At 53.3% G+C, this 13,465-nt stretch carries 12 protein-coding genes; 6 read left to right on the top strand and 6 right to left on the bottom strand.

Features of this window, described 5'->3' with window-relative positions:
- Positions 1-170: 170 nt before the first annotated feature.
- Together fabG and JT719_RS07845 are read right to left on the bottom strand one after the other, a co-directional pair.
- The gene (fabG, locus tag JT719_RS07850; RefSeq protein ID WP_207432257.1) at positions 171-917 is read right to left on the bottom strand and encodes a 3-oxoacyl-[acyl-carrier-protein] reductase; all 747 of its coding nucleotides are present in this window, start codon (positions 915-917) and stop codon (positions 171-173) included.
- A 185-nt stretch (positions 918-1,102) separates the two neighbouring features.
- A complete protein-coding gene (locus tag JT719_RS07845; RefSeq protein ID WP_207432255.1) occupies positions 1,103-1,834 on the bottom strand; it encodes a tetratricopeptide repeat protein in 732 nt (243 codons plus the stop codon).
- 198 nt (positions 1,835-2,032) lie between these two features.
- Between JT719_RS07845 and nudK the strand changes: the two genes are divergently transcribed.
- The 3 genes from nudK (at position 2,033) to JT719_RS07830 (ending at position 3,533) form a co-directional block, all read left to right on the top strand.
- On the top strand, positions 2,033-2,620 hold the full coding sequence (gene nudK, locus JT719_RS07840) for a GDP-mannose pyrophosphatase NudK (protein ID WP_207432253.1): 588 nt from the start codon (positions 2,033-2,035) through the stop codon (positions 2,618-2,620).
- Between the two features lie 107 nt (positions 2,621-2,727).
- Complete coding sequence (locus JT719_RS07835) at positions 2,728-3,291, top strand: SixA phosphatase family protein (protein WP_207432251.1); 564 nt, start codon at positions 2,728-2,730, stop codon at positions 3,289-3,291.
- Between the two features lie 47 nt (positions 3,292-3,338).
- Positions 3,339-3,533, top strand: coding sequence for a hypothetical protein (locus tag JT719_RS07830; RefSeq protein WP_207432249.1), 195 nt, complete (start codon positions 3,339-3,341; stop codon positions 3,531-3,533).
- An 84-nt stretch (positions 3,534-3,617) separates the two neighbouring features.
- Here the strand turns inward: JT719_RS07830 and JT719_RS07825 are convergent, their stop codons facing one another.
- Positions 3,618-4,838 (bottom strand): MFS transporter, encoded by a 1,221-nt coding sequence (locus tag JT719_RS07825; protein WP_207432246.1) that lies wholly within the window; start codon positions 4,836-4,838, stop codon positions 3,618-3,620.
- A 153-nt stretch (positions 4,839-4,991) separates the two neighbouring features.
- Positions 4,992-5,987: a phosphotransferase enzyme family protein gene (locus JT719_RS07820; protein WP_207432244.1), complete on the bottom strand. Its 996-nt coding sequence runs from the start codon at positions 5,985-5,987 to the stop codon at positions 4,992-4,994.
- A 192-nt stretch (positions 5,988-6,179) separates the two neighbouring features.
- On the opposite strand from JT719_RS07820, the gene JT719_RS07815 reads away from it, so the two are divergent.
- Entirely contained in the window at positions 6,180-7,076 is an 897-nt protein-coding gene (locus tag JT719_RS07815) for an SDR family oxidoreductase (protein ID WP_207432242.1), read from the top strand.
- A 110-nt stretch (positions 7,077-7,186) separates the two neighbouring features.
- Here the strand turns inward: JT719_RS07815 and JT719_RS07810 are convergent, their stop codons facing one another.
- Positions 7,187-8,374, bottom strand: coding sequence for a Gfo/Idh/MocA family protein (locus JT719_RS07810; protein WP_207432240.1), 1,188 nt, complete (start codon positions 8,372-8,374; stop codon positions 7,187-7,189).
- 303 nt (positions 8,375-8,677) lie between these two features.
- Here JT719_RS07810 and lpdA point away from each other — a divergent pair, with 303 nt between their 5' ends.
- Entirely contained in the window at positions 8,678-10,072 is a 1,395-nt protein-coding gene (lpdA, locus tag JT719_RS07805; protein ID WP_207432238.1) for a dihydrolipoyl dehydrogenase, read from the top strand.
- A 252-nt stretch (positions 10,073-10,324) separates the two neighbouring features.
- A complete protein-coding gene (locus JT719_RS07800; protein WP_207432236.1) occupies positions 10,325-12,793 on the top strand; it encodes a TonB-dependent receptor domain-containing protein in 2,469 nt (822 codons plus the stop codon).
- Positions 12,794-12,926: 133 nt separating this feature from the next.
- Here the strand turns inward: JT719_RS07800 and JT719_RS07795 are convergent, their stop codons facing one another.
- Positions 12,927-13,229, bottom strand: coding sequence for a YMGG-like glycine zipper-containing protein (locus JT719_RS07795; protein ID WP_207432234.1), 303 nt, complete (start codon positions 13,227-13,229; stop codon positions 12,927-12,929).
- Between the last annotated feature and the right edge of the window lie 236 nt (positions 13,230-13,465).

Below are 13,465 nucleotides of genomic sequence, written 5' to 3'. Positions count from 1 at the left end.
ACAGATTTGCTGTTTATGGGCTGTTTTGACCAAACTACCCTAAAAACAAACCAAGCACCTGCAGCTACAGCTTCTACTTGAAAGAACTAAAAGGAAATGCCTGTGCAGAATAAAAAAAGCCGATGTCAGTTTTACCTAACATCGGCTTTCTATCAAGAGGCTATTCCAAATTAAGTTAACATTCCGCCGTCTACCTGCAGGGTTTGGCCGGTTACGTAGGTAGACAGGTCAGAGGCCAGGAAAACGGCGGCGTTGGCTACGTCTTCCGGCTGACCGCCGCGCTTCAACGGAATGGCTTTCCGCCACTCGGCTACCACGTTGGCGTCCAGTTCATCGGTCATGTCGGTTTCAATGAAGCCCGGGGCAATGGCGTTGCTGCGGATGTTACGGGAACCTAACTCCAATGCCACTGATTTGGTGAACCCGATGATACCCGCTTTAGAGGCGGCGTAGTTGGCCTGTCCGGCGTTACCTTTGATGCCTACTACACTGGTCATGTTGATGATGGAGCCGCTCTTGGCGCGCATCATGTGTTTGGTGGCCGCTTTGGTGAGGTTGAACACCGATTTCAGGTTGGTGTTGATCACGGCATCCCACTGCTCTTCAGACATGCGCATCAGCAGACCGTCTTTAGTGATACCGGCGTTGTTCACCAGCACATCCAGCTTCCCGAAATCTTTTACTACGGCTTCTACCAAGGCTTCGGCTTGGGCGAAATCAGAAGCATCTGAGCGGTAGCCTTTGGCCTGGATGCCGTACTCGGCTAATTCCTGCTCCAGGGCTTGGCCTTTCTCCACGCTGGAGAGATAGGTGAAGGCTACGTTGGCGCCCATTTCGGCATATTTCTTCGCGATGGCCCGGCCAATGCCCTTAGAGGCGCCGGTAACTAAGGCAATCTTTCCTTCCAGTAATTTCATATTGGTTCATTAAAGGGCTGCCGCACAGATAAGAGGTCTGCCCCGGTTTCTGGGGGCCAAATATACTAATTGCGCCCGTGCCCCAAAGAAACCACCGTAGGAAATAGAACAGAAAGGCCGTTTCTGCGCTGTTTTCAGAAAAAGGGCGCAGAAACGGCCGTATGGTTCAACTAACGTGGGATGTTTTACTTGCAGTAGCGCTTAATGAGGGCATTGGCCTCGGCGGAGCCCAGTTCAAAGGCTTTCTGCCAATCGGCGCAGGCGGCTTTGCGGTTTCTAAGGGTGTGGTTGAGCACGCCGCGGTTGTAGTAGGCCTGCACCATGCTGGGGTCTAAGGCTATGACTTTGTCATAGTCTTCTTTGGCCAGGCTGTACTGTTTCTGCCGCATCCGTAGGTTGGCGCGGTTCAAGTACGCCACGGTGTAATCTTCCTGCAGGGCAATGGCCTGGCTGAAATCCTGTACGGCGCCTTTGTTGTCTTTTAGGCGGGCTTTGTTCAGGCCCCGGTTGTTGAACGCCTTGGCGTAGTTGGGCTGGTGCTGGATGGCCTGGTTGTAATCGGCGATGGACTCTCGGTACTGGCCCCGGTTCTGCTTGATGTCGCCCCTGAACTTGTAGGACTCGGCATCATTGGGCACTAGGTTAATGGCTTGGGTGAAATCGGCGTAGGCGCCGTCAAAGTCTTCCATCTCGTACTTGGCCACGCCGCGGAGGCGGTAAAGGCTGCCATCATCGGGGCGTTTGGCAATGGCGGCATCGTACTCGCGCACGGCTCCGGAATAATCGTTTTTGCTGGCGCGCTCCAGGCCCTCGCGGTAGTGGGTTTTGGCGGATTTACAGCCGGCGGCAGCCACCAGGCACAGCAGGACAAACAGGTAGACGCGGGCCAAAGGTTGGGTAGAGATAACAGGTTGCATAAGTAAATCTAACTTCTGCTACATACTGTTTTTATTAAATATAGTTATAGTTAAATATTTTCGCGGATTGTTCGTTATGCTCCCAAAATAGGGTAGAAGTCTGAAAAACAAGCCCAAAACCCACGGCGCTACCTGTAAAAGAAAGTAGCATTCGGCTAATTTTAGCCGCTTCATCTGATAAGAGAAAATTCACGTGTTATGGCTGAGCCCCGAGTAAAGAATATCAAAACCGAACTGCTGTCTGACAACTGGTACACCCTCAACAAAGTCACGTTTGAGTACCGCAAACCCGATGGCGACTGGGAAACCCAAACCCGCGAAGCCTATGACCGGGGCAACGGCGCCACCATACTTCTCTATAACCGCCAAAGCAACTCGGTTATTTTAACCCGCCAGTTCAGGATGCCTACCTTCCTCAACGGCAACCCAGACGGCATGCTCATAGAAACCTGCGCCGGCCTGCTGGACAACGACAACCCCACCGACTGCATCCGCCGCGAAACCGAAGAAGAAACCGGGTACAAAGTGACCGAGGTGCGGAAAGTGATGGAAGCATACATGTCGCCGGGCTCCGTGACCGAGAAGCTGTACTTTTTTGTGGCCGAGTACAGCAAAGACATGAAAGTAACCGAAGGCGGCGGCCACGCCGAGGAACAGGAAAACATTGAGGTACTGGAGTTGCCTTTCCCCCAGGCGTTGCAACTCATGGAAACCGGCCAGATCCAAGACGCCAAGACCATCATGCTGCTGCAATATGCGCAGTTGCACCAACTGCTGGCGGTTTAGGTGGTTTTGCTGCCGGTTTTCTGAAAACAGGGAAGAAACCGCCGCCGCCTGGTGCTGTTTTAATTAGCGGAATTATGCTACCTTGATTCCGCTAATGCTCTTTCCTTATGAAACAAATCAAGTCTCTCTTCCTGTTAGGGTTGTGTTTCCTGGCGGTCTTCAGTTTGTTTGACTGCTTGGCCCAGAAGGCCTCTTCGGGCAAAGCAACCGTGGTTTACGTGGTTCGGCACGCCGAGAAAGCCGCCTCTAACGGCACCATGACCGATGACCCTGCCTTGTCAGAGGCCGGCCGTAAACGTGCCGAAGTCTTGCGTGATAAACTGGCGAAATCCCCAATAGCCGCACTCCTGGCCACCAAATACCAGCGCACCCAACAAACCCTGCAGCCCCTGGCCCAAGCCAAAAACCTTACCGTGCAGACGTACAACCCCACCGATTTCCTGGGGCTGGCGCAGAACATCCGGGAAAATTATAAAGGCAAAACCGTGGTGATAGCCGGGCACTCCAATACGGTGCTCTCGGTGGTGGAAGCCCTGGGCGGCAAAAGGCCCTTCAACGAGGTAGCCGATTACCAATATGACCAGCTGTTCAAAGTAACCCTCCGCGACGGCAAAGACACCCAGGTAGAAGTGCAGCAGTACGGTGAGCCATCGGTAGCCCCAGCCAAGTGATTCTGTTGTAGGAAAAGGACGTCAGAACGTATTTAAACTGTCAGAATATGGAGTTCGTGATTTTTGCGGGATGTTGTCTTTTTTTCATCGCCCTCATTTTGTTGCTGAAAAAGGCCAGCCACTTACCTGCCTCGGATTCCCCCGAGATGGGATACATCAGCCTGGGGGAAGGCAGTGATTCCGATGCTGGAGATAGTGATTGCGGCGGAGATGGAGGTGGTGACTGCGGCGGCGGAGACTAGCACCTGCGCTCAGTTTCCTCAGTGGTTTCGAAGATATGTTTAGGGCCTGTTTTCTGCAAAACAGGCCCTAAACAGAAATACTTTCTAGGAGGGCTTCACCGCCTGCGATGCGTTGCTTTCTGAGCGCATGAACAGCAGGTGCAGCAGGAGCGCTAACCCCGAGAACAAAAGGCCCATGGCTACCACACCGTTCCACTTCCAGAGGTGCCAGGCATGGCTGGCGAGGAAAGTGCCCGATGCACCCCCGATGAAGTAAGTCACCATGTAGACGGTGTTGAGCCGGTTGCGGGCCTCCGGCAGGATAGAGAAGATAAAGGCCTGGTTGGAGATGTGCGTAGCCTGTACGCCTAAGTCCATTAAAATCACGCCAATAACCAGTCCAATAATGCTGCGGCTGGAGAACCCGAACACCACGTAAGAAAGCACCAGCAACCCAATGGTGATGGTGGTAACGGTAAAGGCATTTCCTTTGTCGCTTAGGCGGCCCATGTAACCGGCGGCCAGTGCCCCGGCGGCTCCAATCAACCCGAAGAGTCCGGCCACGTCACTGCCAGCGTTGAACGGCGGTTCTTCCAGCAGGAACACCAGCGTAGTCCAGAACGCCCCAAAGCAGGCGTAACACAAAGCGCCTCGTAAGGAAACCAGCCGCAGCATTGGCTGGTCCCGGATCAAATGCACCAGAGATTTCATCAGGTTCTTGTAGGTGCCTTTGAAATTAGGGTGTACCTCGGGGAGCAGGAAATAAAGGATGAGCCACAGCAGGAGCATCATGCCCGCCGCAATAAAGAACATGGCCCGCCAACCCAGGTGTGCGCCCACAAATCCGCTCACGGTGCGGGACAGCAAGATGCCAATCAGCAAGCCGCTCATCACAAAGCCCACAGTGCGGCCCCGTTCCTCGGGTTTGGCCAGGTGCGCGGCCATAGGCACCAGCAACTGCGGTACCACCGAGGTAGCCCCAATCAGGAAACTGGCCACCATCAAGGATTGAATGTTCACCGCGAAACCGGCCAGTAGCAGCGCAATAATAATGGCGGCAAAATCTATCATAATAAGCCTTTTGCGGCGCAGCATATCGCCCAGCGGAATAATGAACAACATGCCCACGGCATAGCCAATCTGGGTGAGCATGGCCAGACTGCCCGCCGAGGCCTCGGAGACCTGGAACGTAGCGGCAATCCTACCCAAAAGCGGCTGGTTATAATAAAGATTGGCTACCACCATACCGGTGGCAATGGTCATCACCCAAAGATTGAGCTTGGTTAATTCTGGTTGTGCGGGGGAGGAAGAAACAGGAGTTGTCATACGCAAAGGTACGGTCGCCCCTCTAAAAGCTTTCAGACGGAGGCTTCTGAGGCGGCCAATTCAGGTGCGAGTATACGTTTCTTCTTTTCGTTTGTCTACTCTTGGCGGGTACTTTCTCCTTTCCAGGAGTAAACCTGATAGGTTTCAGCGCCTCTATTTATTCCAGAATTTCTCGTTCAGGCGCCTGAATAAACTCATGCGTTGCTGAAGGCGGGCGGGTTGCAGGTGGGGCGTGAACTGGTCATGGGTGGCGTAGAAGCCTAAGTAGAAAAACCAGAATCCCACGCTAAGGGACGAAACGGCGGCTACCTCTTCGTCGCTGAGCGAACGGTGTTCCCGGTAGGCTTCTACTACCGTGGCAAAAGCGATTTCTGCGGCATTTTGCGTCATTCTCCCCGAAAGTACATCCAGGCAGAGCTGTTCCCGGAAAGTCATCAGATCATTCACCAGCCAGCCCTGGCCAAAAAAGTCAAAGTCAAAGAAGGTGAGCTTTTCATTTCCCTCAAAGTGGAAGTTCTTGGGCATGAAATCAAAGTGGCAGTAGCCGCTGGAGAAGGAAGAAGTGTTAAGGCTGGCCAGACGGTCCTGCGTTTCCCGGCTGATTTCCTGAAGCCAGGCATAATCCTCGGGGAAATCATTAAAAGCCTCTTTGACCATCTCCAAAGGCTGTACCAGCATGGTCTCTACATCAAAGGTCCAGCGGGAATCATTGAGTTGAGTACTGGAAGATATGGTATGGAACCTGGCCATTTGGCTGCCCAGCAGTTGCAATTGCCGGTGGTTCAGAATCGCTACGGACTGGCCGGGGGCAAAGGTGAACAGCACCGCATGGCGAGTGCCTTCCGCCGCTGGTAAGGCCTGAATTTCTTGCCCAGCCAGGTCAAATATGGGGTAAGAAACCAACACCCCGGCCTTTTTCAGAGCCAGAAGCAGGGTGGTCTCGGCTTGTATCTGCGGGAGCGAGCGGTGGGTGGCGCGGTACACCCGCAGGATAAACCAATCTGCATCCGTCTTGATCAAATAGGTGTCGCCCACGCCGCGCAGCAGCAACTGGCAGGTTGCCGGGCCAAGCCCGTACGTCTCTGAGATATACGAGGCCAGCGCGGAGGTACAAAACGTGGAGTAGGAGGTAGGAAAAAGAGGCTGCATGGAAGCAAGGTAGGCAATCCAAGCGAAAAGCGTTAACCGTTGGGTGAAAACCAATTTGGGAGTGAGTTTTCGCCCAGCGCCCGGTTTTCTGGTGCCAGCCGCAAGAAGTTGCAGAATTGTTTTTAACCCTTTGCGCATCTTCTCGTTTCAAAATGAATGTAACTGATCCTTAACTACAAGCAATTTGAAACTATGAATTCAACCTCAGATCCAAACAAGCAGCAGGACCCCCAGGAAAAATTTGATCAGCCGCCGTTCAACGAGTCCACGCAGAGTGAGCCCGGCGAAGAATCAGAAATGAACATAAAGCCAGACCATGGCGAAGAGAGCTACAAGGGCTCTGGAAAACTGACGGGCCGCAAAGCCATCATCACCGGCGGCGACTCAGGCATTGGGAAAGCGGCGGCCATTGCGTTTGCGCGCGAAGGGGCCGATGTGCTGATCTCTTACCTCAACGAAGAGGAAGACGCCCGCGACACCGCCAAATGGATTGAGCAGGCCGGACGCAAAGCCGTGCTGGTACCCGGCGACATCACCGATGAGGCCCACTGCAAAGCCATTGTGCAACGCGCCGTAGACGAGTTCGGGCAGATTGATATTCTGGTGAACAACGCGGCGTTCCAGATGGCGCGGGAGTCAATGCAGGAGATTTCCAGCGAGGAGTTTGACAAGACTTTCAAAACCAACGTGTACGCCATGTTCTACCTGTGCAAAGCCGCCGAGCCGCACATGAAACCGGGCAGCACCATCATCAACACCACCTCGGTGAACGCCTACAAGCCTTCGCCTATGCTGTTGCCTTACGCCGCCACCAAAGGCGCCATCCAGAACTTTACCGCCAACTTGGGGCAGATCCTGGCCGATAAAGGCATTCGGGTGAACTGCGTGGCTCCGGGCCCGATCTGGACCCCGCTCATTCCCGCCACCATGAAAGAGGAAGCCGTGAAAACCTTCGGGAAAGACACGCCCATGAAACGCCCCGGCCAACCGGTAGAACTTTCGGCGATCTACGTGCTGCTAGCCTCGGAAGACTCCAGCTATATGACCGGTTCCACGGTGCAGGTAACCGGTGGTACGCCTACCATTTAACCTGATTAACCCTGATAAAAATTGAATCGGGCCTGTTTTACAGAAAACAGGCCCGATTCAATTTTTATACGTTTTAATATCTTAAAGGCACTTCTGGAGCAAACGGTTACTTAAGCATAGGAAATGGGTACCCGCTTGCCGTTGTTACGCGCCGATTCATAGATAGCCATCAGGATTCTCACGTCGCGGAGGCCCATCTCGCCGGGTACAATGGTCTTTTGGTTGTTCTTAAAGCTGAGGGCTTGCGCATCCATCTGCAGGGCCTGCTCAAACACATCGGGGTAGTCCATTTTGCCTTTGCTGGTTTCGCCGCTTTTGCCGGAGTACGCGTAAGCCGGCTCCACGCGCCACCAGCCTTTCTCGGCTTTGCCGGCTAAAAGGCTTTGCCCTTCGGCGTAACTGGTGCTGCAATCGGCTATGGTGCCGTCGTCAAACTCCATTTTCCAGGAAATTGACTGCTCCACTTCATCAAAATAGTCTTTGTGGGTTACTTCGCCAAAACGGGCTGTTACCGCCACCGGGGCTTTTCCCAAGGTATAGCAGGCGCCCTGCACGCAGTAAATGCCCATGTCCATGAGCGGTCCGCCCCCGGCCAGTTTTTTGTCCAGTCGCCAGACGTTGGGGTTTGAGCGGGTGATGTTGAACCCGTTTCTGGCCTCAATGCTCTGGACTTTGCCAAAAAGCTGTTTCTGGCCCAGTTCCATCACGCGTTTGTTGTAGGGCTCAAAATGCAACCGGTACCCGATGGACAACTGCACGTTGTTTTGGCGGCAGGCCTCCAGCATGCGCACCGCATCTTCCACGCTGGTAGCCATGGGCTTCTCGCAGATGACGTGTTTTTTCGCTTTGGCCGCCCTGATGGTGTACTCAGCATGCAGTCCGTTGGGCAGCACAATGTACACCACATCAATGTCTGGGTTGTTGGCGATCTGGTCGAAGTTCTGGTAGTTGTAGATGTTCTTGTCGGGGATGTTGTACTCGGCTTTCCAGCGGTCTATCTTGGAAGGGGTGCCGGTCACAATGCCCGCCAGGTAGCAGTGCTGGGTTTCCTTGAGGGCCGGGCCCAGCTGGTGCTCAGAGTAGCCGCCCAGGCCCACCAGGGCGATGCCCAGTTTTTTGGTGTTGCCCTGGGTTTGCGGGTCTGCCTGGTTTTCAGTACCCGAATCAGAATTGCCGCCCGACTGGCAGGAACCAAACGAGAAAAAAGGGAAACCAAGTGCCGTGGAGCCAAGGACCAGGGAAAAGCCTTTCAGGAAAGTCCTTCGGTCTGGGAGAAAGCGTGGTCGGTTTTTCTTCATGGAGGATAAGTGCTAGTTGATGCACCTGTATATGTATTTGATCTGATTATAGTTACAAGGTTCACCTGAAAGAGGCCACTGGAAAACGGAAAAGGCGGAAAGATAGAGAAACCGCTCGGTGGAGAAAAAGGCCTGCCCCAGGCAGTTTGGACGAAGGAAGACGAGGCAGGAGGTAATAAAAAATCAGAAGTGATTTAAGGCTATTTCGGCCAAAACTGCGTAAAAACGGCTTATTTCTTATACGCTTGGCAAAAGCCCGATTATGATGTAGCTTTGCCTGTACATAACCTTACATCCAGACACATGGCATCAAAATATGATTTGATAGTGGTTGGTAGCGGCCCGGGAGGGTACGTAGCCGCCATCCGCGCATCGCAATTGGGTATGAAAGTTGGCGTGGTAGAGAAAGCTGAGTTAGGCGGTATCTGTCTTAACTGGGGCTGTATCCCTACCAAAGCGCTGCTTAAGAGCGCTCAAGTGTTTGAGTACATTCAGCATGCCAAAGATTACGGCATTAACGTAGCCGATGCCAGCGCTGATTTTGGAGCAGTGGTAGCCCGCAGCCGGGGCGTGGCCCAGGGCATGAGCAAAGGCATCCAGTTCCTGTTCCGCAAAAACAAAATTGACCATATCGCCGGTTACGGCAAACTGAAGGCCCCAGGCCAGCTGGAAGTGACTTCTGCCGACGGCAAAGCCGAGATTTACGAAGCCGCCCACATCATCCTGGCCACTGGAGCGCGTTCCCGCGAGTTGCCGAACCTGCCTATTGATGGCAAAAAGATCATCGGGTACCGTCAGGCCATGGTATTGGAGCAGCAGCCCAAGAAAATGGTAGTAGTAGGTTCCGGCGCCATAGGCATTGAGTTCGCGTATTTCTACAACGCCATGGGTACCGAGGTAACCGTGGTAGAGTACCTGCCTAACATTGTGCCGGTAGAAGACGAAGAAGTTTCCAAGCAACTGGAGAAATCGTTCAAGAAAGCCGGCGTGAACATCATGACCAGCTCAGAAGTATTGAGCGTGGATACTTCCGGCGAAGGTTGCGTGGTGAAAATCAAAACCGCCAAAGGCGAAGAAACCATTCAGGCCGACATCGTACTGTCTGCGGTAGGTATCCAGACCAACCTGGAGAACCTGGGTCTTGAGGAGCTGGGGGTTGCCGTAGAGCGCGGACGTGTGATTACCGATGATTTCTACCGCACCAACGTACCGGGCATTTACGCCATCGGGGACATCGTGAAAGGTCCAGCTTTGGCGCACGTGGCTTCTGCCGAGGGTATCATCTGCGTAGAGGCCATCACCGGTCACAACCCAGAGCCATTGGATTACAAAAACATCCCGGGCTGTACGTACTGCATCCCAGAGATCGCTTCTGTGGGCTACACTGAGAAAGAGTGCCGTGAACTGGGCCGCGAGATCAAAGTGGGTAAATTCCCATTCTCTGCGTCTGGTAAGGCCAGCGCCGGTGGTAATAAAGACGGTTTCGTGAAAGTGATCTTTGACGCCAAGTACGGTGAGTTCCTGGGTGCCCACATGATTGGTGCCGGCGTAACCGATATGATTGCCGAGGTAGTAGTTGCCCGTAAACTGGAGACTACCGGCCACGAGATCATCAAATCCGTGCACCCGCACCCTACCATGTCTGAAGCCGTGATGGAAGCTGCCGCTGCCGCTTATGGTGAGGTAATCCACTTGTAGTAGCTACCTGCTTATAACTTTCAAAGGCCTGGGCTCTGCCCGGGCCTTTTTGTTTTGGGTAGCTTATGCCAGAAACAGGCTCAAAACAGAACCCCGGTTAGGTTGTTTTAAGAAAAAATTACGGCAAGTTTAAACCTTTGTAAAGATGCAGGCTCTAATAAACAGGAACTTCTGTACACGTTCGTGTTTTTAGGCCGTTTTAACTAAAAGAGCACGTTTTTAATACGCATACCCCCTTAATTTTTCTCCTGCATGAAACATTTCCTCCTGTTTTTTCTTACCTGTGTCTTTTCGTTCAGCTATACTACTGCCCAGGCCCAGGGTAAAATCACGGGCAAACTGCAAGATGCCACCACCAAGCAGCCGGTAGGCTACGCCACGGCCGCGTTGCTGGCCGGAGCAGATTCTTCCATTGTAGCCAGTGCCCTGGTAGACGGAGACGGCTCTTTTGAGATTGCTCCCGTTTCTGCCGGCCGGTATCACCTGAAGGTTTCGTTTGTGGGGTATGCTACCCGCGTGGTGCCTAACATTCAGGTGACGGCGGCAAAGCCGAATGTAGACCTGGGCGTGGTGGCTTTCCGGTCGGCGAGCCAGCAGTTGCGGGCCGTGGAAGTGGTAGGTCAGCGGGCGCAGGTAGAGTACGGGCTGGATAGAAGAGTGTACAACGTAGGGCAGGACCTTTCCACCGTGGGCGGAACGGCGGTAGACGTGATGCAGAACGTGCCCTCCGTCACCGTGGACCAGGAAGGCACCGTGAGCATGCGCGGTACCTCCAACATCACCATTCTCATTGACGGTAAACCTTCGGCCCTGAGCGGCCTGGGGCTGGACCAGATTCCGGCCAGCACCATTGAGCGGGTAGAGGTTATCACCAATCCGTCGTCTAAATATGACCCCAGCGGAACGGGCGGCGTGCTGAACATCATCCTGAAAAAGGAGAAACAGCGCGGCCTCAACGGCATGGCCTCGGCCAATGCCAGCTGGGGCGGGCGCTACAACACCTCGCTCAACCTCAACTACCGTTTTGGCAAGCTGAACCTGTTCTCTAATTATGATTTCAGGCAGGATGTACGGAAAGGCACCGGAAACCAGTTCCGCACCAACTACTTTACCACCCAAGCCGGCCGAGACACCACCACCTACCAGGAGCAGGTATCTGAGAACACCAACCACCGCGGCAACCACAACATACGTTTCGGGGCCGATTACCAGCTCACCGACAACCAAAGCATTACGGGGTCTGTGCTGTACCGCTACGGCTACCGCGATAACGAGGGCTTCACCAATTACCGGTTCCTGGAAGAAAACAAAGACCTGAACAGCACCTCTACCAGAACCACCGTAGGCGATGAAACCAGCAACCTCTTTGAATACACCCTGGGTTACCGCAAGACCTTTGACCGTCCGGGCCGGGAACTGACCGCTGATGCCGTGTTCAACCTGGAAGAGGAAAACGGAGCCGATGATTTCCGCCAGTCTTACTTCAATCCCGAGGGAGTGGCTTTGGCCGGCCGAAATTCCTGGCAGAAAAATAATGTGCTGGAGAAAGAGCGTGAGTTCTCTCTGCAGGCAGATTACGTGCATCCGTTCAGTGAGAAAGGCAAATGGGAGGCGGGTTACCGCAGCACCTTTGAGCGGAACGATGCCGATGTGCAAGCCCTTGATTTTGACAACACCGCCGGCCGCTTTGTGAACAGCATTGGCAGAACCAACCACTTTGTCTATGATGAATGGGTGCACGCCGTGTACGGGAACTATGGCAACGCCCTGAACAAATTCAGCTACCAGCTGGGCGCACGGCTGGAACAAACCAATCTGGTCATTAACCAGGTGACGCAGAACCAGCGCAACAAACCCAGTTACCTAAACCTTTTCCCCAGTTTGTTCCTGACCTATGAATTCTCCGAGGAACAGAAAATCCAGACCTCGTACAGCCGTCGCATTGACCGGCCCGGTACCCGGCAACTGAACCCGTTCCTTGATATCTCAGATTCCCTGAACTTAAGACAGGGAAATCCGGCCCTTACTCCTGAATTCATTGATTCCTATGAGGCCAACTACCTGCGTTTCTGGGACCATGCCACCATTACGGCCGGGGTTTTCTACCGCAAAATGACCGACGTGGTACAGACCATCAGGACACCGTTTGTGAACGAAGAGGGGCAGAACGCCACGCTGTCTACCTTCGCTAACATTGCCTCGGGAGAGTCCTACGGTCTGGAGTTGACCGGCTCGGCTGATTTGACTTCCTGGTGGCGCCTTAATGCCAATGCCTCGGGGTTCAACTACAAAATAGACGCCTCTGAGCAGGGGCTGGCCACCAACAGCCGGTTCAGCTGGACCAGCCGCCTGAACTCCAACTTCACCTTGCCGCATAAAACGGAGGTGCAGCTTTCATTGAATTACAGATCGCCAATGGTGACCTTGCAGGGAGAGCGTTCATCGTTCTTTGTCACCAGCCTGAGCGCCCGCAAGGAGATCATGGGCGGCCGGGGCAACATCATTCTGCGGGTGCAGGACTTGTTCAACACCATGCGCTTCAACTCCTACACTTTTATTGAGGGCGAGCTGGAGGAACGGAGCCGCTACAAGCCACAAAGCCAGTTGGTGTTCCTGGGCTTCAGTTTCCGGTTTGGTAAAACCAATGCCCAACGCGAGGAAAGAAACCAGAACGAGGGAGAACTACCTGCCGGACCAGAACGCGAAGGCGGCCAGAATTAAGGCTTCCGTTTCGGGTTCCTTTTCAGAAAAGCAGCCTTAAAACTGTTTATTTATTTTATTTTATGACCTATTAAAAAAGGCCACCTTCTCACAGGAGAGGTGGCCTTTTTACTAGACTAGAAGCCTAAAAGGGTTAGTTGTTATATTTGTTGGCGTATTGTCTGAAGCGTTTAGGATCTTTCTTTTTATCCTTTTTTCTACCAATGGCCCCGCCGGCTACGGTACCGGCCGCCGCACCAATCACGGCACCTTTCCCGCCGCCAATAATGGCTCCCGCGGCCGCTCCACCGGTTCCGCCAATCACGGCTCCTTTGGCTTTTTTACTCCAGCCTTTCTTTTCTTTCTTTACTTCCTGGGCTTGTGCCTCATGAGTCATGCTGCCGCCCAATATAACTACCGAGCAAAGCATGGTAAAAGCTATCTTCAGATTTTTCATAGTCTTACCTTGTTGGTCTTAGTTGTATTTTACGGGGCGTTGATGCAGGTGTTTTGTATGAAAAGCAGGAAGATGATTGTAATAAATTAAGTTTGTTAGGCCTGTGATTTCTGAATTTCCGCCTTTCTGCTTATCCGGCTTCTGCTGGTTGCCTCAACCCTGAGGTGGAGAGAGCAGCGCTTTCTACTGAGTAGATTCTGCAGAACCTGCCTAAATGAAACGGGCCAGAAACAAAC

It is taken from the genome of Sabulibacter ruber (genome assembly GCF_017355955.1).
GTDB classification, from domain to species: domain Bacteria; phylum Bacteroidota; class Bacteroidia; order Cytophagales; family Hymenobacteraceae; genus Nibribacter; species Nibribacter ruber_A.
This window is presented reverse-complemented; position numbering and strand designations above follow the sequence as displayed.